The following is a 21,555-nucleotide window of genomic DNA, read 5'->3' on the forward strand; positions in this document are numbered from 1 at the left end:
ACAGATTATTATGAAAAAGACATTATTATCGCTTTTCTATATACTATCCGTCGCATCCACGGCCCAAGCCGATGAAGGCATGTGGATGCTGACCGACCTCAAGAAACAAAACGAGGTTGCCATGACGGAATTAGGGTTGTTGATACCGACAGACCAAATCTATAATCCCACAGGCATTGCCCTGAAAGACGCCGTGGTGCACTTCGGAGGCGGATGTACCGGCGAAGTCATTTCAGCCGAAGGGCTGGTGTTGACCAACCACCATTGCGGATACGGAGCCATTCAGCAACACAGCAGTGTGGAGCACGACTACCTGACGGACGGTTTCTGGGCCATGTCGCGCGAAGAGGAGCTTCCCTGCAAGGACCTCACGATTACATACATCGACGAGATTCTGGACGTGACGGACTACGTGAACGAGCAGTTGAAGAAAGATGCGGACCCTAACGGGACCAACTATCTATCGCCCAAATACCTCAATATGGTGGCCGACCGCTTTGCCGAAGCCGAAGGCATCGCCCAGACGCCCGGACGAAAACTGGAACTGAAAGCGTTTTACGGCGGAAACAGATACTACCTGTTCGTGAAGACCGTCTACAGCGACATCCGCATGGTAGGCGCTCCTCCCTCCTCCATCGGCAAGTTCGGTGCCGATACCGACAACTGGATGTGGCCCCGCCACACCGGCGATTTCTCCATCTTCCGCATCTATGCCGACAAAGACGGGAAACCGGCGGCATACAGCAAGGACAATGTTCCGCTGAAAGTGAAGAAGCACCTCACCATCAGCCTCGAAGGTTATCGTGAAGGAGATTTCACGTTCGTCATGGGCTTCCCCGGCCGCAACTGGCGCTATATGATTTCCGACGAGGTGGAAGAGCGTATGCAAACCACCAACTTCATGCGTCACCATGTGCGCGACGTCCGCCAGCAGGCCCTTATGGAACAAATGACGCAGAACGATGCCATACGCATACACTACGCCAGCAAGTATGCCTCTTCGGCCAACTATTGGAAAAACGCCATCGGCATGAACGAAGGACTTGTCCGGCTGAAAGTTCTCGACACCAAACGAGCGCAACAAGAGCAACTACTTGCCTACGGACGTTCAAAAGGCGACGACGCCTACCGGAAAGCCTTTGAACAAATACGCGACATTGTGCAGCATCGCCGCGCGGCCCTCTATCATCAACAAGCCATTCAGGAAGCCTTGATAACAGGATTGGACTTCATGCGCATCCCCAGCACCACGGCGCTGGTTGCGGCTTTGAAGAGTAAGGACAAAGCACGAATCACGTCGGAGGCAGACAGCCTGCAAACCGCAGCCGACAAATATTTTGCCTCCGTCCCCTTCCCCGAAGTGGAACGCGCGGTAGGCAAAAAGATGCTGCAGACGTACATGCAGTATATCCCGGCAGAGCAACGCATCGGCATCTTCAAGATAATAGATAAACGCTTCAAAGGAAACAGCGATGCATTCATCGACGCTTGCTTCGACCACTCCATTTTCGGGGGTAAAGAGAACTTTGCCAAGTTTATACGGAAACCCAGTCTGTACAAAATCAGTTACGACTGGATGATTCTGCTCAAATACTCCATTACCGACGGTCTGTTGCAGACAGCCGTCGCCATGAAGGATGCCAACACGAACTACGACGCCGCCCATAAAGTGTGGGTAAAAGGAATGATGGACATGAAACTTGCCGACGGAAAGCCCATCTATCCGGATGCAAACTCCACCTTGCGCCTGACCTACGGACGGGTACTACCCTACTCGCCCGCCGACGGTGTGGAATATGGCTACTACACCACCTTGAAAGGCGTCATGGAGAAGGAAGACCCGAATAACCGGGAGTTCGTGGTTCCCGCTAAGCTGAAACAATTGTATCTGACCAAAGACTTCGGCCGCTATGCCTTGCCCGATGGAGAGATGCCCGTCTGCTTCATCGTCAATACGGACAATACCGGCGGAAACTCCGGAAGCCCCGTATTCAATGCCAAGGGCGAACTGATAGGTACTGGATTCGACCGCAACTACGAAGGGCTGACGGGCGACATCGCATTCCGTCCCTCGTCGCAGCGTGCGGCATGCGTGGATATCCGATACACGCTGTTCATCATCGATAAATTTGCCGGGGCTTCGCATCTCATCAAAGAGCTGACAGTGAAGTGAAAGGAACGCTTGTACCTTCTCTTTGCGGCATGCGAAAGAAGGTGCAAGTGCCCCTCCTTTGAACAAAACATCCTTTCCCTTTGTTATATCACCAAATAATAACTAATAAACAAGAAAGGAATAATTTATGGAAAAGTTTAACGAAGTAATACAATCAGAGAAACCGGTTTTAGTTGACTTCTTCGCAACCTGGTGCGGACCCTGTAAAGCCATGCATCCGGTATTGGAGGAACTCAAAAACGAGATAGGCGAAGCCGCCCGCATAGTGAAGATAGACGTAGACCAGCAAGAAGATCTTGCAGCCAACTACCGCATACAGGCCGTGCCCACGCTTATCTTATTCAAAAAAGGGGAAGCCGTATGGCGCCACTCGGGCGTGATAAGCGGAAAAGAGCTGAAAGCGCTTATTGAACAACATTCATAATGAGGTAATCATGAAGAAGACCATAGTCATCGCTGCCTTGTTCTTTTCAAGCGCATTGACTTATGCTTGTACCGACGGGCCTAAACAGGCCAAACAAGCCGAAGTGGCCAGCCAGACAGAAGGAAAGGTCATCGTAATGAACAAGGAGATGTTTGTGAAGGATATCTTTGATTACGAGAAGTCTCCCGATTGGAAATACAAAGGAAGCAAACCTGCCATCATCGACTTGTATGCCGATTGGTGCGGGCCATGTAGGATGACAACTCCTATCATGAAAGATTTGGCCAAGGAATACGCGGATAAAATAGTCATCTACAAGGTCAATGTTGACAAAGAGAAAGAATTGGCAGCTTTATTCAACGCTACAAGTATTCCTCTTTTTGTATTCATTCCCATGAACGGAACACCTCAACTCTTTCGCGGGGCCGCCGACAAAGCGACCTACAAGAAGGTTATCGATGATTTTCTGCTGAAAACGAAATAACCGTTATAAGGTTATATATGACACGGAAACACAGCGTTTAGTACATCCATTGGGTTACACTAAACGCTGTGTTTTCTTTTTTCCCCTATCAACTTAAAACACGATAGGTGTTTCTTTCCATTGGCCTGCGTGCAACTCCATTACATGCTTGTAGCCGGCCTTCCTCAAAGCTTGCAAAGCTTCCATTCGACCATGGTTTATCCGCTCCGGATAGTGCGAGTCACTGTTTACCTGCACACGTATGCCCAAAGCATGAAGCATAGCAAAATAGCGTTCGTTGGGATAGAAAGTTCCTAAGTCGTAATACGCCTTGGTATTGATTTCAACCTGATATCCGCGGCGGGCAATCTCGGCCAAATAGTTCCGGACAAGTTCATCATACCAAGCCTCATCCGGCACCCCCGGACGATAGCAGGCGGCATTATAGTGTATCTTGTCGGCATGCCCTACAATATCAAAGCCGCCCAATTCCAACATTCTCATCGAACGTTCGTAATAAAGACGCACCACATGCTCCAAATCGCCACCGAAATGTTCGTTTACAATTTGTTTGAAGACACCGGCAGAGGCATCTACATCCACCACCTCTCCTTTATCATCATATAGCAGATGCACGGATCCGATGCGATAGTCCAATGGCAATTCCCTGAAACGGGCAATGGAGGGATTACTCGCCTCATTCAGATAATCAATCTCCAGACCGACATAAAGTTCTATACGCCCGGCATACTTGGCTTTCAACCTCCGGAATTCAGACAGATAATCGTCCATGCAATCCCACTCCATCGTCCAGAATGTGGGAAAAGGCAGTGGAGCATGTGAAGAAAAGCCATAAGAGGTGAACCCCTGGCTTATGGCAAAACGCACAAAGTCTTCCATTCCGGCACGCCCGTCACAATACAGGCTATGACTGTGGTAATTCGTCAAATTCCCTTTATCCGTCATCTGTTTTTCGTTCTTCTCTTTTTCTTTCCGAACCTCAGTTCGATTCTATTTCACTTAGTTCAAGCCAACGCAATGTCTTTTCATCAATCAAGTCAGTTATTATCGGCAATCTTTTCGATTTTTCCGTCAACTCATCCACTGACAAGAGGCCACTGCACAGCGCCGCCTCAATGGCACTCTTTTCTGCCTCCAGGTCGGCTATTTCCTGTTCCAGCTGCTCAAACTCACGCTTCTCCTTAAAAGACATGCGCCGCTTCTCATTCAAACGAACTTTTACAGTCTTCTCTTCCTGAGGCTTGACGGCCTCTTTCTCTTTCTTCTTCTCCTGATGTGCCCTTGCCTCCTTCCAGTCGCGATACTGCGTATAGTTGCCCGGGAAGTCGCGGATATCACCTTGACCGTTGAACACCAACAAGTGATCTACTACCTTATCCATAAAATAGCGGTCGTGGCTCACCACGATGACGCAACCTTTGAACTTCTGCAAATACTCCTCCAACACGTTCAACGTCACAATATCGAGGTCGTTGGTAGGCTCATCCAACACGAGGAAGTTCGGATTGCGTATCAGCACCGTACAGAGATAAAGACGACGACGCTCACCTCCACTCAGCTTATATACATAGTTGTGCTGCGCCTCGGGGGCAAAGAGGAAATGTTGCAGAAACTGCGAGGCCGTCAGCTTCTTGCCGTTGCCCAGCTCTATTACCTCGGCAATGTTCCTCACCACGTCAATCACTTTCATCTGCTCGTCAAACTGCAAGCCCTCCTGCGAGTAGTAACCGAAACGAACCGTCTCGCCGATATCCAGCGTACCACTGTCGGCTTGCTCCAACCCCATCAGTATTTTGATGAATGTGGACTTTCCCGTACCGTTGTTGCCTACGATGCCCATCTTCTCGTAACGTGAGAAGATATAGGAAAAATCATCCAGAATCTTCAATTTGCCGAAAGACTTGAACAGATGGTCTGCCTCGAATATCTTACTGCCGATGTAAGAGGCTTTGACATCCAGCTTGACGTTATCATTATTGAAACGCTGCTTAGCCACCTTCTCCAACTCGTAGAAAGCCTCTTCCCGATAACGGGCCTTATGCCCGCGGGCTTGAGGCATCCGGCGCATCCACTCCAGTTCGGTACGATAGAGGTTGTTGGCACGTTCCACTTCCACCGTCTTGGCTTCGATGCGTTCTTCGCGCTTCTCCAGATAGTAGCCGTAATTACCCTTGTATTGATAAATCCGTCGGTTGTCTATTTCGATTATTTCAGAGCAAACGCGATCAAGGAAGTAACGGTCGTGCGTCACCATCAGCAGGGTGAGATTGTTGCGACGGAGATATTCTTCCAGCCACTCCGTCATGTCGAGGTCGAGGTGGTTGGTAGGCTCGTCCAATATCAGCAAGTCCGGTTCGGTGATAAGGGTGTTGGCAAGCGCCACACGCTTCAACTGTCCGCCGGACAGATGCTTCACCTGCCGGTTGAAATCACGTATTTTAAGTTGAGAAAGAATCTGCTTGGCTTTTTGTTCATATTCCCATGCTTTTTCATGGTCCATACGCACCAAAATTTCATCCAGCCCGGGATGACCTTCTGTTTCCATGCAGCGTTCATACTCTTTAATCAGTTCAACGGTCGGGTTGCCATGCTGAAAACATGCTTCGAGCACAGTCAGTTCTTCGGGGTATTGCGGATCCTGTTCCAGATAGCCCACACGTAAATCCCTACGGAAAGAAACGGCGCCCGAATCATAGCCTTCTTTACCGTAAAGTATATTGAGCAACGTTGTTTTGCCGCTGCCGTTCTTGGCTATCAACCCCACACGCTGCCCCTCGGACAAACCGAAAGATATATTCTCGAATAATACCAAATCGCCGAACGACTTGGTCAGGTTCTCCACCTGAAGTATTGAGTTTACCGCTGCCAATTTTCAATTCTCTTTTGATAGTTTCTTAAAACAAGGTGCCATAGCTTTCTGCCAGATTGACTTTATCCCCCGATTTCACTTTACTCCAAACCAACTTCATAGGGTCTATCCACTCTCCGGTGGCGATATTCAGCATAACCGGAACTTCCCGGTTCCCATCTATCAGGGTGCGCCATTCCATACCATCCACCTCGTTGGCCAAAATGACGCAGAGCACGATGCCCAAGGCCAGCCATGCTTCTTTCTTTTTCGGGGCGATGCCTCCTTTATCTATCACCTGCTGCATATTGGCAATATCTTCCTCCACTCCCTGAAAGTCTTTCTTCAGCAACTCCTTCACAGTGGCATCCACCCATTCGTAGGCTTCATTGATTTGATATATCTCCGAAAGACGCACCGGAATGATTTCTGCCGGGTATTTAACTCCTTCCTTACGCACTTCCAATGACGCGATAACCTTCTCAGCCTCTGCCATCGGCTCTCCTTTCTTCACCGTAAACGAACATTCAAACGCCGTATCTCCCTCCCCCGTTATCCAAAGGTGAGAGGTATAATAACTGCCCTCTTCCTCGAACATCTCCTTACTGTAGGCACACTCCCGATTTCCTATTCTGACAAGAGTGGCCGACGGATTTTCTTTCAGTTCTTGCCGGACAGCATCTTTACCGTACGTCGCATTTCCTTTATAAGCCGAAATACGGAAATTACCCGTCCATTCCGACGGATGATAGAAAAGGAAAGAACCTTCCCCGTCTTCAAACTCGTTCCAGTCTGCCGGATATGTCATAGAAAACCATGCTCCCGGAGAGATAAATTTCTTGTTTTGTTCCATATATAATCATGCTAATCCTTGCATTTACAGATTTCTTACAAAAACAAATAGAATCTGCCTTTTCACTATTGCACGCAAAAGTAACATTACCTTGGTTGATATGCAAACAAACGAAACAAAAACAGCCGATTCTCACGAACCGGCTGTTGCAATCATCATCTATGAATGAAGACCTTGAAAGCCTTCAATGCCTATATTTAACTCAATAAAAACTATACATTTCACACTCGGAAACAAAAATAATCAATGCGATAAACAATAGACAAACATTTTAGAAATATTATAAATCTATTCTTGATCAGAATCCCACCAGACATTGATGGTGAAAGCGTCATCCTCCGTATTCCACATGGTAGATGCCATGTTTGCACCCGGCACTTGAGCACCGATAGCCTGTAAGTTTTTAGAATTGTAATTAAACTCGTGAGAACAATGCATCCAACGGCGATAGTATTTCCCCTCAGGAATACGCTTCAAACCATCGGCACTTATTTTGTGATATGCAGGAACACCCCATCCTAAGAAAATTTCAGGGTCAAAATCATAGCGACGCATATCATTCCATATTTCCACGGAGAAATGCAAGGCAATACGCTTTTGAGTCATAATCTTACCCAAAGTCAAGTCACTGGCCGTACCAATGCCGTTAGCTAAGAAATTATCAATATCCGCCTGTTCCATTGGAGTGAAAGACGGACACGATTTCAGTGACGCATCATCCGCACACCATTTATTCAATTTCTCATTCATACAATCAATGCTTGCCTTAATGCCATCTCTGTATGCTGTAAATGCCCCGTTTTTATCATTCCGTTTGAATAGCACTTCAGCTTTGATAAAGCAGGCTTCAGCATAAGTTCCTACATACGTCGGCGAAGATACACGCGTATAGAAAGAGCCCGATTCTCTTGACGCATCCGTATCTTTGAGTCTTCTATACAATAAGTCCACGTTCGAGTTATAACCTTTGCTGCTACTCGTAGCTTCTACGTAGATTGTATCACCCTTACGGATATCGGCCTGGGTATTGATATACCAACCACCTTTACTCAAATCAAAATCAGCTCTTAATGGGCCGCCTGTCAAATTAGGCGCAGCATCGGATACCATATCTACCCCCAAAGAACGTCTCCATTCATTCTTGAATTTTATGTTTGCAGGTGAAGCGGCTGATTTTTGCGACCAGGCCCATGGTATGACTTTATCCGCACGCGGATCTTCTACACTTAATCCGGCAAAGTTGGTCAGGTTATCATAAAGCATCTTTGTCACCATGTAGCCGCCATTCATTCCACATACAGAGAAAAGCGGAGAGTAATCAACCGGTTCATCCCAGCCCAGTACGTCATGAGTAGGGCCATTATCATCTGTGTGATTGATAATCGTATTATCGGCATTACTCTGTTGAGCTTTGGCCAAACAAGCCAAAATCTCTTCCGCATCATATTTACCTTCCTTATAGCTACCTGTTGCCTTTTTAGAAAGTTTGTTGCAATAACGAGCTTTCAATAAATAGGCCAATTTCAACCATTTGTTGACATTCCCGCTATTCCAGAAGTCCCCTTCAGCCAAAGTGGGAAGCGCAACATCCTGTTGCTTCTGCAAATGTTCAATACCTTCATCCAGCTCGTTCAGACACCCTAAATAAATGGTCTTTCCGTTATCGTACGCCGGAGTAGCACTTTGGCCCAATGCTTCAGTATAAGGCATTTCTCCATATAAATCAGTCATCAGCATAAAGCCATAGGCGCGAATCACCTTTGCAACTCCCGCATAGTGCCAGGCACCTGCCGACACGGCTTTTTTATACATATCTTCGATGTTTGAACCCGCACCGACAAACCACCACTGATAAGGAGTGGTAGAAGGCCCATATTTGGTAGCCCAAACGGGATTCCAACAAGACATTTGCCAATAAGTACCTCCATTGAAATTTCTCGTCCAATCGCCCATAGACATACTGGAACGCCAAGCGGCAAACTGATTGGCACTGTTCGTATAAAATTCGATATGGGCCAAACGTGTCTGATAGTTAGTGCTCTCTGAAGACGGATGTTCAGGGTCGATATTGACATTCAACCAATCACTACAAGAGCTCAGAGAAAGCATCAGCAGACTCGCGCTACATAATAATGTCTTTATAGATTTCATATATTTTCTTCTTTTTATTGTTCTACAATCAGAATGTCAAGTTCAAGCCAAAGGACATGCCCGAAGTGGCAGGAACTCCACAATAGTCAAAGCCTACTGAAGATGAGCCACCCACACCGGCACCGGCCGCAGCCACTTCGGGGTCGCCATCATAGTTGGTAAACAGCAGCAAGTTCGTGGCCGATGCGGATACGGAAGCACGCTTGACGAACCCTATTTTCTGAAGCCACTTTTTAGGCATCTCATAAGAAAGAGAAACCGAACGAAGTCTCAACAAATTTACTTTCGTAATATAATTCCCCGTTTCTTTGGAATAGAAGTTCTGGTAGTAATCTTTGATAATGTTATAACCGCTTTTTTCTACCCCATTGAATACATAAGATTTGTTTGCTTCCCATGTATTACTAACAGCATTGCCGGCAGCATCTACACCGGTCACCGTTAATGGTTTGTTACGGATGTCTGCCGAGAACTGGCTCACACCCGAAAGATCCATCGAATATTTTGTACCATTGATAACGTCACCGCCTACACGATACTCCCACAGCATATTGAAGGACAAGCCCTTCCATGTAAGCGTATTGTTCAAGCCACCGGTAAACTTAGATTCACGATTGCCCACCTCGGTAAGCCCGGAAGTATAGGTCGGCATGCCATTGGCGTCTAATATTACATTACCCGCTTCGTCTCTTTGCCACTTGGTTCCGGCAATCGCCATGAAGTTACCGCCGTTGAATGAAGCAGCCTGCGCACCGGCATATTGAACATCTGTCACATACATCACATCCATGCCTTCAGGCAGTCCATCCAACGTACCTCGATTGCCTGCCATATTGAACCCTATGTCCCATGTGAAATCTTTGGTCTGAATGGGAGTACCTGAAATAGACAACTCCATACCTTTATTGTAGACATTGCCGGCATTGATAGAACAGAAAATATAACCGGTGGACTGAGGACCGCGCGGAGAAAGAATCTGATTGTAAGAATCGTTGGTATAGTAAGCATAGTCAATGTGCAAACGGTTCTTGAAGAAGCTCAGTTCAATGCCTATTTCCGTAGATTTGGTCATTTCCGGTTTCAAATAAGGATTACCGCGTGTCCAACTGTTACCTACACTGACAATATTATTCAAGAAAGTACCTACCGGCCAAAGGGATGTCGCAGTTTCATACACACCCGTGTCTTTACCTACCTTTGCCCATGATGCGCGAATCTTACCAAAATTCAGTACATCATCCGACATCCATCCCAACTTCTGAAGCATTTCCGTGAATACGAATGAGCCGCTTACCGAAGGATAAAAATAGGAACGGTTCTCGATAGGCAAAGTAGAAGTCCAGTCGTTACGTCCGGAAACAGTCAAGTAAAGCATGTTCTTCCAAGAGGCACGGAATTCGCCGAACAAGCCTACAAGCCTCTTTTTAGTAGGTTCGTTCAAGAATTGTTTATTTGAATTGGTGGTATTGGCATACGAGAAGAAATCAGGCACAGAAAAATTATAGCCTAACTTGAATGTGCTATGAGTCTTTACCTCGTCAATAGTCGAACCTAACAACAGATTAAAATCAAAATCACCGAAGGTCTTCGACATATTAGACATGAAATCATGCGACATATAACGGAATTCCTTGCTGTTGTCACTCAACATGCCTTTTTGCCACACCTGCTTGAGCACGCCATTGGCGGCCAATCTGTTGGAAGCCGTTTGAGTATATTGGTCCAAACCTACTTTATAAGATAAAAACCACCATTTGGCAATGTCCGCTTTGACACTGATGGCCCCGGTAAAACGATACGTGTTGTCATAGATGTGATTTTTATTGACAATCCAATATGGATTATCTTCCTCGTCCCACGGGTCAAGACGATCGCCAAACATACGATAACGCGAACCATCTTCATTCAGATAATGTCTCATATCATCAAACGAAGACCAATTGTAGACACGATATAAAGCTCCGTTACCGGACGAGCCATACAGGCCTGCTCCCGTCAAAGTTCTGTCGGTATGGGCGTCAGAATATGCCGCATTCGCGCTGAAGGTAAAGATTCCGACATTCTGCTCTCCATTAAAACGGAAAGCATATTTGCGATAACCTGTTTCAGGCACGACGCCTGCTTGGTCATACAATGAACCGGACAGATAGTACTTACTTTTTTGTGTACCACCCGACACACTGGCACTCTCATCGAAAATATTACCGGCTTGGAAGAAGTTTCCTATATTATCATACGTTTGAGCTTTTGACTTTTCACCCCACGAACTATATGCGAAGTCGTTGAATACCGTACCTATATATTTTTTGTCTTTATCATATTGATCCTCCATATAGCCTCTGGCATACTCTGTCTGGTATTTAGGCAGACTTTTCACCCAAGAACTCGTAAATTTAGAATTGATATTTACTTCCACCACTCCCTCTTTACCTTTTTTAGTTGTAATCAGAATCACACCATTAGCGGCACGCGAACCGTAAAGTGCCGCGGCGGCAGGCCCTTTCAGAACGGACATGTTTTCAATATCTTCCGGGTTAATATCCATCACGCGGTTAGAGGTAGTAGAAGCAGAACGCATAGAACCGTCAAACGCCGAATTGCCGATTACGGAAGAGGAGTTGTCATAAATCACTCCGTCAACCACAAACAAGGGTTGATTATCTTTGCCCTCCGAACCGGATGTACCACCGCGAAGAATAATCTGTGCACCGGCACCGGCGGCACCTGAAGACTGGGTGATGTTAACGCCTGCCACTTTTCCGGATAGTGATGAAATCGGATTAGCTGTCTTAATCTTCATCAATTCCTCGGACTTTACTTCTTGCATGGCATATCCCAATGCCTTCTTTTCTTTCTTGATACCCATAGCCGTCACCACCACTTCGTCCAACGCCTGCGAGTCATCTTGCAAGGTTATTGCATAAGAAGAAGCATTCGTTACTTTCACCGTTGCGGCTTTGTAACCGATAAAAGAAATCTCCAATGTACTACCTACCGACGCATTCACTGTGAAATTTCCGTCAATATCCGTCACGGTACCGGTACCGGAGCCTTTCACCAGCACACTGGCACCAATGACTGGCTCACCTGACGCATCTACAACTTTACCTGTGATTTTCTTGGCTTGCTGAGTGCTGTAGGAACTCTCCACATCTTCTGCGGCTGCTGTAGCGAAAATAGGCGAAGCTATCCCAAACAATGCAAGCATCATTAATGATAAGCAATAATCTCTTTTCATAAGCTCTGTTTTTATTTGGATTTATTTGTAAATATATGATTTTTTTCAATAATTACACAAACGAAAATATTAAAAAATATAAAATAAAAATTAATTTACATCTTCTGCAATTCCATAGTTCTTGGATGCAGTACCAATAGACAATCATCATCCATAAATGAAGACCCTTAGAAACTGTTTTTTGAATCTCATATCCCAACCGTATCAAAGCCGTGTCTTCCCCATATCAACTCCACATCTATAGAAACGAAAGATATACGGAGATGATACGGAGGTGATACGGAGATGATACGGAGATGATACAGAGGTGATACGGAGGTGATACGGAGGCAATGCGGAGATGATGCGAAACAGGTAGAACCCGAATCATACTTTAGCGTTTATTTACTCTTTTTAATACATATAATTTCTCTTTTTCTAAAATAAATTATAAGTTTGCAAATAAATCCAAATAAAAATAGAGCTTATGAGAAGAAATTATTGCTTATCATTAATGATGCTTGCATTGTTTGGGATAGTTACTCCTATTTCCGCTACAGCAGCCACAGAAGGTGTAGAGAGTTCCTACAGCACTCAGCAAGCCAAGAAAATCACAGGTAAAGTAGTAGACAACGCCGGGGAACCGGTAGTCGGTGCCAATGTTGTAGTGAAAGGGACAAGTAATGGAACAATTACAGATGTAAACGGCAATTTCACTTTGTCTGTTCCACCTAAAAGCAGTTTGAACGTATCTTTTATAGGATATAAAACCAAAACTGTAACTATTGGAAATCAAAACCAACTGACCATTGTATTGGAAGAAGACGCCAATATGCTGGGCGAAGTAGAAATTACCGCCGAATTCGGTATGAAACGTGTAGCACGTTCCGTAGGTTCGTCCGTACAGAATGTAAAAGCGGCGGATATCATCGAGTCCGGTCGAGACAATTTTATTTCAGCCCTACAAGGACGTGTATCAGGAATGAATGTATCCTCCAGTGGAGGCGCTCCGGGATCTTCCACAACAGTAATATTGCGCAGCATAACTTCTATCTCCGGTAATAACCAGCCGCTATATGTAGTGGATGGAATTCCTATGAACAACTCTACTTTCGACCCGAGCTCGTTTGCCGATGCCGGAGCAAATTTTTCGAGCCGTAATCTGGATTTTGCATCAAGAGGTAATGACTTCAATCCCGAAGACATTGAAGCTATGACCATACTGAAAGGCGCAGCGGCAGCGGCTCTTTATGGTTCGGACGCATCCAATGGAGCTATTATTATCACCACTAAAAAGGGCAACGCGGGAAAAGGACGTGTAACCTACAGTAATAGTTTCCGCTGGGACAAAGCCTATGGATACCCTGAAATGCAAACCAAATATGCACAAGGTGCTTACGGAACGACCAACTATTACTACACAAGCCGCTACGGCGGACTTTATCCGGAAGGAACAAAATTATATGACAATATTGATGCGGTGATGCAAACCGGATTCACCGGCAGACACAACATTGCAGTCGAAGCCGGAAGCGAAAAAACGACTCTTCGCGCCGCAGCCTCCTTCCTTGAGCAAACCGGTGTTGTCAAGACCACAGACTATGGCCGTACAAACCTGACACTCTCCGGAAAAGCCGATATCACCAAATGGATGAAGTTCGAGGCGTCCATGCAATACACCTCGACCACCAATTCAAAGACACTGCGCGGCACAGCGGGCCCGTTATATCTTGCCATGCGCTGGCCGATGGTGGATAATATGGCAAATTATCTCAACAAAGACGGATCACACATGCGCATGCCCGACTATTACACGGATACAGACCTGCTGAACCCACTGTTCGGGTTATATAAAAACAAATATTATGATGAGTCGGATCGTTTTCTATCCAATGCAGCAATTACCATCAGGCCGATAAAGGAAATTTTCCTCCGTGCCCAAGTAGGATGGGATGTCGGCACACAGGCTTTCGAAACCTCAAATCATCCTTACTACTCGAACAACAACGCCGGTTCAGGATATTATAACTTGGCAAAGTCCAACTTCTCCGACCCCACTCTGAATATCCTGGCCGGATATAACAATGAGTTCTTCAACAAGAAGTTGACATTTAATGCGCAAGTAGGTTATCACCAGATAGAAAATGGTGTGACACGTCTATCTACTTACGGAACGAAGTTCGCCGTCCCGGATTTCCAATCAATCAACAATTGCGACCCCACCACCATTGCCAGTAAGAAACGTACCACCAAACGACGCGTGCAAGCTATTTCGGCACAAGCCGAGTTTGGCTACAACAACATGGCGTTTCTCACTCTGCGTGCCCGTAACGACTGGTCGTCTACATTGCCGAAAGAAAACAATTCTTATTTTTATCCGGCAGCCGAATTTGCATTCGTTGCTACAGAACTTCCTTTCTTAAAGAAAAACAAGTATATAAATTACCTGAAACTACGCGGTTCAGTGGCCCAAGTGGGAAAAGACGCCGGCCCGCTGGAGATTGATCCGGAACTGGAGCCTACCGGGCTTTGGGGAGGAGGTTACAGCTATGGTTACACCGGCCCGAACAAGAACTTAAGACCGGAAATGACCACTTCGTGGGAAGCCGGATTTGAAGGACGTTTCTTCAATGACCGTATTGTTGCAGACTTTACTTATTTCCGCACCCATTGTTCCGACCAGATTGTAAAAGGTTTCCGACTGAGTTATGCAACCGGCTTCGTTCTAAATAACATGAACGTCGGTACATTCAACACCTGGGGTTGGGAAGCTCATATCGACGGAGATATCGTCAATCAAAACGGGTTACGCTGGAATGTGGGCATGAACTTATCACAAACCGACTCGAAAGTGGTATATCTGCCTGAAAATGTAAGCGAATACTATAACGCATACACATGGAATTCAGGCAACATCCGTAACGGCATCATGGTAGGGAATCCTGTTACTACCCTGACAGGACGCGCATACAGCCGCAACGAAAAAGGAGATATTCTGATCAACCCAACTACAGGACTTCCCCTCGTAGACGAGAAATGGTCTGTCATTGGTAATCGCGAGCCCAAGTTGCGCTATGGCCTTACAACCTCATTATCATGGAATGGTCTTCGTTTTTCCGCCATGTTTGCCGGCCGTTACAAAGCAACCGTCGTAAATGGAACCAAACGTACCATGATGACCACCGGCACAAGCTGGGAATCGGTGAAACTTCGCGAAAGCGGCCCGATCATCTTCAAAGGAGTATTGAAAGATGGAAAAGAAAACTCCGACAAACCGACTCCCAATAATATTGCGGTGGATTACAAGATATACGGTGCCTCTATTTATGGTGGAGGAGATGAAGACTGGCTTGAAAAAGATGTCAACTACCTGCGTCTGCAGGAGTTGAGACTGTCATATACAGTACCCAGCAAATATCTGAAGAAAGTCTTCAGCGGACTAATCAGCAATGCCAACATTTACTTATGTGGTAATGATCTTTACACTTGGACCAACTATTCGGGCATCGACGCCGTAGGAAATACCGTATCTGCGGCTGCCGGCGGCACCGGCGGTGAGGGTTATGACGTATGGTCACTCCCCAACCCGCGCAGCATCTCATTCGGCATCAGCCTGACTTTCAATTAGAATCGGAATAACTAAAAAGCATGAATTATGAAAAGATTATCAATCATAACAATCTTAGCGGCAATATTGTCATTTAATAGCAGTTGCGACGACTATCTGGATGTGAACAAAAACATCGATGCCCCCGACTATGTAGAAGGATACCTGTATCTGTCGGGAATCATTCAGAATTACCAAAGCCTCTATTACGACATACGCGCCGTAGGTCCACTCACACAGATGATGGGTACCGGTGGTTACACCAGTTTTGCAAGTAATTATTACGTTCAGGGATCGGATGCAGGAGCTGAAGTTTGGAGAATGGTGTATTGGCTGCAAGGCATGAACTTGGAAAATCTTATCAACCAATCGATAGCCAATGAAGAATGGACAATGGCAGGTATCGGTCTGGCCATTAAGGCTTTCAGTTGGGATAGACTGACAAAATACCACGGCGAACTCCCTATGAAAGAAGCCTTTGTTCCGAACTTGCTATCGCATAAATATGATAGTCAAGAAGATATTTATGCACAAGTAAAAGAATGGGCGTATAAATCCATTGAATATTTGGAAAAAGAAGATACCCATAATTATGGGAACAAAATCACTGACAACGATTGGATATACAAAGGCGACAAAAGTAAATGGATAAAGTTTGCTTACTCCGTTATAGTACACAACCTGGCTTCACTCTCCAACAAAAAAGATTTTGTCAGTAAATATGCGCCGGAACTAATAGAATGTTCAAAAAAAGCTTTTCAAAGTCCTGATGACGATGCAACCGTAGCCTTGGACGGGAAAGGAGAAAGCTCTGCGGAAAGTGTATATAATAACTTTTGGGGAACTTACAGAGGCAATCTCTCAAGGTCTTACTTCCAGCATGAATATGCTGTTCAGGTAATGACCGGAAGTATTCCTAAATACGATGAACAGACCGGAGAGAAGTATCGGGTAGAGAACAATGATTACTATCCATACGAGCTTGCCGATAAACAGATAATCTGCGATACACTGAAGGACGTGACCGGACACTATGACCCGCGTATGGCCGTAAAGTTAGGTACAGCCGACGACCCTACCTACAAGAACATTGACAACGCAGACAGTGTAAAAGCGTATCGGTATTACGGCGGTTCTTTTACCACAAACAGTGGAGCGATAGGAGCAGCATCCACTTTCTACGGACGTTATGGAAGTTCACAATACAAAGGAGACGTGCATGACGGGAAAGGCCGCTGGCTGTATCGCGACGATGCTCCATACATATTAATGACGTACGCCGAAATCAAATTCTGCGTGGCTGAAGCCAACTACAAGATGGGTAATAAAGATGCCGCATTGCAAGCTTTCAAAGAGGGGGTAAAAGGCGACTTGTACTTCTGCGAACGATATATATACCCCGGAACTCCCGGACAGGCAACAGGTGGTGATAAAATCACAAAAGAAGTATTCAAGAAGCTGGCTACGGAATATGCGAGCGGTCCTTATGTAGAAGGTATGACAACCAATGAACTGACCTTATCGCACATCATGATGCAAAAATGGGTGGCACTCTATCCTTGGGGGGCACACGAAGCATGGGTGGATATGCGCAAGTACCATTACGACATAAAGTACACGGGTGAATATCCCCAATTGGGGAACGGATGGTCTGAAACCATGATAGACCAAAAATGGGATACGGATGAATCGAAAGTATATAAAGGATTCTATCTGGCTCCGGCACAAGTACAGAATCGTAAAGGACAATATAACACCCGCAATCAAGGTTCACCTTGCTACAGAGTACGCCCGCGCTATAACTCGGAATATATGTGGAATGCTCCTTCGCTCGATGCCCTACGCCCCATCAGTGGAAGAGCGGACAACTACCATTGTTCCATTCCTTGGTTTGCATATCCGGGCGAAATGCCGACAAATCTATAAATACAAGTATTATTAACCATAAAATAAAAATATCAGTATGAGAAGATTTAAATATATATTTCTATTTTCAGTCTTAACACTGGGAATGGCTTCATGTGAAAAGCATGAGATAGAATACATGAGCACGCCGGTAGAAAAAGGTATGGCTGAAATACAGTTGCATTATTTTGTTCCTGTCACTGCTGTAGCCGGCAACAATATCTATAAAATGGAAATCGGAGGACAAGAATACGTGAATAACGGTGCAGCGGTAATCAGCACCTACAATGCAACCCCTTCGGGAAACGTAGGTCGATTTTATGTCGTGAAAGCAGGAGATGTAAACATCAAGCTATATCAAAGCAATAAACAGCAGCTTGTGTATGATAAAAATATAACGCTCGGCGTGGGCAAACAAAATGTATTTGTATACGACTTCGACAAAGAACCGATTGTTTTTGACAATGGCTATCCTTACGAAACCAATACCACAATGGATACAGACAGTACCTGTTGGGTAAAGTTCTATCACTTCATGTATGAGAAAGAAGGGGAATACTGTCCGTTGAAACTGCAATATCAATACCAATACACCATATCCAAAGATGTGAAGAGCGACTGGATAAATATTGGCGGACCGATTGGCTTCGGCGAAACGACCGGATGGCAACCCGTAAAAATAAAGAAGAACGTCTTCAATTCGGAGGGATATACCCGCATCGACTATAAGATTAAGGTACAAGATGCCAACGGCGAATATACGGAAGAGTTACAAGTGTGGAACTCGAAAAGTAAATACATACCATATTCCGATTATTGGAACGGCTATATAGGAAGGCGTTACCACCATATCCTGAAAGGTATGCGCTCGGCAAAACCCATTGCCTCGGTAAGCCAATTCATTGCCTTATAATATAATGAAGTTAAAAGGAGTTCATTCATAAATGATGATTAAGAATGGCCGGTTCGTGAGAATCGGCCATTTCTTAATCATCAGAATTCCTCTCCTACTTCCCTATCGGTTGTATTTTTCTTCTCACCTCTTTTGAAATCTCAAGGAACATGTAGTTCAACTTGCCGGAATGGATTTCCTCTTTATTCTGCTCATACTTTTTGTTGGCATATTCCTTGGACTTATCGAATGTGATGCGCGACATCTGGTTCTGTGACTTACCTAACATCGTCGAGTCCAATTGCTCGTCAGGAAAGAAATCATCCAAATCGACATCTCCAATCATGGTTGTCTCAAGAAAGTTCATGCCGCTATGGTTTGAATCCGTGTAGTAACCTACAAACATGTGCCCGGGAATACGTACCAGAATCGGCTCGATGTTGATGGCTCGAAGCAAAGAGGCAAACAGTACACTGCCGTCCACGCAATTGATCTGTGAAGATTGGAGTGCATCATCAAACGTACGGACACGCTGCGAGAAAACCACATTGCTGGAAAGGCTGGTATTGGACACCGAGCTATAACGGAAACTACGTTTCTGCAACACATTCCATAAGGCATAAACCTGTTTGTCCACCGCTTCGGGCTTACGGGCCTGATATCCCAGAAAACGATTGACGATACGAGTATTCAATGCTTCGCGCAACAGTTGGTCTATCATCGGATTTTCTTCGTTGACATAAGCGGCAAAAAAGATACCGGTGTCGTGAAATTTGGTACCGCCGGTGACGTAGCCCAACAAGCATTCGTTCAGGCTACGAACGGAAAAAGTACGCACACTCTGACCCATACTTTCACCGTTTACCTCTACCGTTACAACCACACTGATTGGTTCAGGTTGATTGTTATGCTTCAAAGCTTCATAGTTCCAGATAAGATCGGGATAAATGGTGTATTCAGTTCTCGACTTTTCAAGCACAAATTCAGATACGGAACGAGAGAAGAAAGGGGTTTCGCCCACTTCTATCCGGACACGGCTGTAAGCCTTTCCCGAACGCATACGAACAGCGATGCACGACTTAGGATTACCCACATATATGGAATCGGTAGGGATAATGACTTGTGCATCAGTGGTTGCCACCGAAAGAATGCTGGAAGGAAATATGTTACCTCCCAAATCATCGACAATCTTAAAACCGGAACGGAAAGAAGAGGCATTCACCCAAATACCTCCCGCCACAACCAATAGCGCCACAATCAACAGCAAGTAGTGCTTCTTACAATAATCTCTACTTATACGTACAAGACTTCTCATTTCATCTTTTTTAGTGATACAAAGATAGCCGATTCATATGAAACGACCTTAAAAGATATACAATGAAATTTACGTATGAAATGATTAATTTCTTAGCTTAAAGAATGCGTTGTAATTTTAATGTAACGTCTGTTTGTTTTCAAAGAAAAAATCTTTATCTTTGCAGTGCATTGGTTTGCCATCCTTATCCAAGGATGGTAATTAAAAGGGAATCAGGTGCAAATCCTGAACAGTCCCGCTGCTGTAAGTTTCATAAAATGCTACAGGCAATTACCTCTATGCCACTGGAAATCCCCTTTCCGGGAAGGCGCCTGAAGCTGAAACAAGTCAGAAGACCTGCCATGCACACTTTTATCATTGCTTTCGAGGAAAAAGCGTTGAGTTTAATGAAGCGGACAAGGCGTCCTCCTATCATTTCATTCACCAAACTTGATTCAAAGAAAGTAAATAAACTCTGCCAAGTTTATTTGATGATGTCCGGTCGAAGTGATTTCGCCCGGACATTTATTTGCGGTTCCAAAGAAGATTGTGCCATTAACCAGGACACATGTACGAAACTTTTTGATCTTTAGGGCTCAGCGGAATATGCCCTTGAAAGGCAAAAGAAAAATTTTACATATGAAAAGGAACGGCAACTGGTTAAATTACCGTTCCTTTTTTATAGAAAGCCGCACCGATGATGTGATGAAACTCCGTATGACATGATTTGAGTGCTCGTCCTCTTTGTAATCCACCGACTCAAAGGTTACCCCGAAGGGCGTGGCCCGCCATCAAGAAACGAAACTTGTCTCGGTATTTCATAAAACTTGATGAGTTTCCCGATCCAATCAATGCGGCTATTTTTTTCATAACAAAGGTAGAAAGTTTCTATCAAAGAAGCAAGCAAAAACAAAATTTTGTTTCGGGTTCCGGTCTCTTTCACCTTTTTCAAATCTGCCGCACAAAAAAAGTGCTGACTACCGAACAAGTAATCAGCACCTTGAACTTATCACATAATCGACTTATGCAACTTTTGCTTTGGCTACAATAGCCTTGAAAGCTTCCGGGTGGTTCATCGCCAAATCTGCCAACACCTTGCGGTTGATTTCGATTCCTGCTTTGTGTAAAGCCCCCATCAGCTTAGAATAAGACATGCCTTCCAAACGAGCGGCAGCATTAATACGCTGAATCCACAAAGCGCGGAAGTTTCTTTTTTTGTTTTTACGGTCACGGAACGCATAGGTCAAACCTTTTTCCCAGGTATTCTTGGCTACGGTCCAAACATTCTTTCTTGCACCAAAGTAACCTCTGGTTAATTTCAAAATTTTCTTTCTTCTTGCTCTGGAAGCAACATGATTTACTGATCTTGGCATAGTTTTTACTTGTTTTTGAATGTCAGCGCCGTTACTTCACGCAACAGTCTTAAAGCTAATACATTCGGTTAATAACTTCGATTTTTTAAGTACGCTCGGATTACTTCATTGCTAAGAGTTCCTTCACTTGGGCCACATCAGCCGGATTGACAAGTGTAGAATGGCATAAGTTTCTTTTCTGCTTCTTAGTTTTCTTAGTCAAAATATGACTATGAAAAGCGTGCTGTCTCTTGATTTTACCTGTTCCGGTAAGAGTGAATCTCTTTTTAGCACCGGAGTTAGTCTTGATCTTTGGCATCTTTTTTTACTTTTAAATTATTAATTATATGGCAAC

14 protein-coding genes and 1 riboswitch are annotated in these 21,555 nt (G+C 45.0%); of the genes, 6 read left to right on the top strand and 8 right to left on the bottom strand.

What is annotated here, in order from left to right:
• Nucleotides 1-10 precede the first annotated feature (10 nt).
• From C4H11_RS03530 to C4H11_RS03540, 3 genes are all read left to right on the top strand, one after another.
• Nucleotides 11-2,173, top strand: a complete 2,163-nt coding sequence (locus tag C4H11_RS03530; RefSeq protein ID WP_106040480.1) for a S46 family peptidase — start codon at nucleotides 11-13, stop codon at nucleotides 2,171-2,173.
• Nucleotides 2,174-2,300: 127 nt separating this feature from the next.
• A complete protein-coding gene (trxA, locus tag C4H11_RS03535; protein WP_106040481.1) occupies nucleotides 2,301-2,597 on the top strand; it encodes a thioredoxin in 297 nt (98 codons plus the stop codon).
• Nucleotides 2,598-2,607: 10 nt separating this feature from the next.
• Nucleotides 2,608-3,081: a thioredoxin family protein gene (locus tag C4H11_RS03540; RefSeq protein WP_106043084.1), complete on the top strand. Its 474-nt coding sequence runs from the start codon at nucleotides 2,608-2,610 to the stop codon at nucleotides 3,079-3,081.
• A 93-nt stretch (nucleotides 3,082-3,174) separates the two neighbouring features.
• On the opposite strand, the gene C4H11_RS03545 is transcribed toward C4H11_RS03540, so the two are convergent.
• The 5 genes from C4H11_RS03545 to C4H11_RS03565 all read right to left on the bottom strand — a co-directional run bounded on the left by C4H11_RS03545 (nucleotide 3,175) and on the right by C4H11_RS03565 (nucleotide 12,171).
• Nucleotides 3,175-4,026 carry a histidinol-phosphatase gene (locus C4H11_RS03545; RefSeq protein ID WP_106040482.1) on the bottom strand — a complete coding sequence of 284 codons (852 nt, stop codon included), beginning with the start codon at nucleotides 4,024-4,026 and terminating at the stop codon, nucleotides 3,175-3,177.
• A 34-nt stretch (nucleotides 4,027-4,060) separates the two neighbouring features.
• Nucleotides 4,061-5,950, bottom strand: a complete 1,890-nt coding sequence (locus tag C4H11_RS03550; protein WP_106040483.1) for an ABC-F family ATP-binding cassette domain-containing protein — start codon at nucleotides 5,948-5,950, stop codon at nucleotides 4,061-4,063.
• A 25-nt stretch (nucleotides 5,951-5,975) separates the two neighbouring features.
• Nucleotides 5,976-6,782, bottom strand: a complete 807-nt coding sequence (locus tag C4H11_RS03555) for a DUF3805 domain-containing protein (RefSeq protein WP_106040484.1) — start codon at nucleotides 6,780-6,782, stop codon at nucleotides 5,976-5,978.
• 288 nt (nucleotides 6,783-7,070) lie between these two features.
• The gene (locus C4H11_RS03560) at nucleotides 7,071-8,933 is read right to left on the bottom strand and encodes a SusD/RagB family nutrient-binding outer membrane lipoprotein (protein WP_106040485.1); all 1,863 of its coding nucleotides are present in this window, start codon (nucleotides 8,931-8,933) and stop codon (nucleotides 7,071-7,073) included.
• Between the two features lie 28 nt (nucleotides 8,934-8,961).
• Nucleotides 8,962-12,171 carry a SusC/RagA family TonB-linked outer membrane protein gene (locus C4H11_RS03565; protein WP_106040486.1) on the bottom strand — a complete coding sequence of 1,070 codons (3,210 nt, stop codon included), beginning with the start codon at nucleotides 12,169-12,171 and terminating at the stop codon, nucleotides 8,962-8,964.
• Between the two features lie 466 nt (nucleotides 12,172-12,637).
• On the opposite strand from C4H11_RS03565, the gene C4H11_RS03570 reads away from it, so the two are divergent.
• From C4H11_RS03570 to C4H11_RS03580, 3 genes are all read left to right on the top strand, one after another.
• Nucleotides 12,638-15,778, top strand: coding sequence for a SusC/RagA family TonB-linked outer membrane protein (locus tag C4H11_RS03570; protein WP_234819862.1), 3,141 nt, complete (start codon nucleotides 12,638-12,640; stop codon nucleotides 15,776-15,778).
• 27 nt (nucleotides 15,779-15,805) lie between these two features.
• A complete protein-coding gene (locus C4H11_RS03575) occupies nucleotides 15,806-17,683 on the top strand; it encodes a SusD/RagB family nutrient-binding outer membrane lipoprotein (protein ID WP_106040487.1) in 1,878 nt (625 codons plus the stop codon).
• Nucleotides 17,684-17,768: 85 nt separating this feature from the next.
• Nucleotides 17,769-18,575, top strand: coding sequence for a hypothetical protein (locus C4H11_RS03580; protein WP_234819863.1), 807 nt, complete (start codon nucleotides 17,769-17,771; stop codon nucleotides 18,573-18,575).
• 94 nt (nucleotides 18,576-18,669) lie between these two features.
• Here C4H11_RS03580 and C4H11_RS03585 read toward each other — a convergent pair whose 3' ends face one another.
• From C4H11_RS03585 to rpmI, 3 genes are all read right to left on the bottom strand, one after another.
• Entirely contained in the window at nucleotides 18,670-19,869 is a 1,200-nt protein-coding gene (locus tag C4H11_RS03585) for a hypothetical protein (RefSeq protein WP_106040489.1), read from the bottom strand.
• 153 nt (nucleotides 19,870-20,022) lie between these two features.
• Nucleotides 20,023-20,227: riboswitch (cobalamin riboswitch) on the top strand.
• A gap of 643 nt (nucleotides 20,228-20,870) precedes the next feature.
• On the bottom strand, nucleotides 20,871-21,221 hold the full coding sequence (gene rplT / locus C4H11_RS03590; RefSeq protein ID WP_106040490.1) for a 50S ribosomal protein L20: 351 nt from the start codon (nucleotides 21,219-21,221) through the stop codon (nucleotides 20,871-20,873).
• Nucleotides 21,222-21,321: 100 nt separating this feature from the next.
• Entirely contained in the window at nucleotides 21,322-21,519 is a 198-nt protein-coding gene (rpmI, locus tag C4H11_RS03595) for a 50S ribosomal protein L35 (RefSeq protein WP_106040491.1), read from the bottom strand.
• Nucleotides 21,520-21,555: the final 36 nt, after the last annotated feature.

This window comes from Bacteroides zoogleoformans (assembly GCF_002998435.1).
Classification (GTDB): domain Bacteria; phylum Bacteroidota; class Bacteroidia; order Bacteroidales; family Bacteroidaceae; genus Bacteroides; species Bacteroides zoogleoformans.

Coding starts and splice junctions, on each gene's coding strand:
- C4H11_RS03565 (WP_106040486.1), bottom strand. CDS start 12,171: ATGAAAAGAGATTATTGCTTATCATTAATGATGCTTGCATTGTTTGGG.
- C4H11_RS03540 (WP_106043084.1), top strand. CDS start 2,608: ATGAAGAAGACCATAGTCATCGCTGCCTTGTTCTTTTCAAGCGCATTG.
- C4H11_RS03560 (WP_106040485.1), bottom strand. CDS start 8,933: ATGAAATCTATAAAGACATTATTATGTAGCGCGAGTCTGCTGATGCTT.
- trxA (WP_106040481.1), top strand. CDS start 2,301: ATGGAAAAGTTTAACGAAGTAATACAATCAGAGAAACCGGTTTTAGTT.
- rpmI (WP_106040491.1), bottom strand. CDS start 21,519: ATGCCAAAGATCAAGACTAACTCCGGTGCTAAAAAGAGATTCACTCTT.
- C4H11_RS03555 (WP_106040484.1), bottom strand. CDS start 6,782: ATGGAACAAAACAAGAAATTTATCTCTCCGGGAGCATGGTTTTCTATG.
- C4H11_RS03580 (WP_234819863.1), top strand. CDS start 17,769: ATGGCTTCATGTGAAAAGCATGAGATAGAATACATGAGCACGCCGGTA.
- C4H11_RS03545 (WP_106040482.1), bottom strand. CDS start 4,026: ATGACGGATAAAGGGAATTTGACGAATTACCACAGTCATAGCCTGTAT.
- C4H11_RS03570 (WP_234819862.1), top strand. CDS start 12,638: ATGAGAAGAAATTATTGCTTATCATTAATGATGCTTGCATTGTTTGGG.
- rplT (WP_106040490.1), bottom strand. CDS start 21,221: ATGCCAAGATCAGTAAATCATGTTGCTTCCAGAGCAAGAAGAAAGAAA.
- C4H11_RS03575 (WP_106040487.1), top strand. CDS start 15,806: ATGAAAAGATTATCAATCATAACAATCTTAGCGGCAATATTGTCATTT.
- C4H11_RS03585 (WP_106040489.1), bottom strand. CDS start 19,869: ATGAGAAGTCTTGTACGTATAAGTAGAGATTATTGTAAGAAGCACTAC.
- C4H11_RS03530 (WP_106040480.1), top strand. CDS start 11: ATGAAAAAGACATTATTATCGCTTTTCTATATACTATCCGTCGCATCC.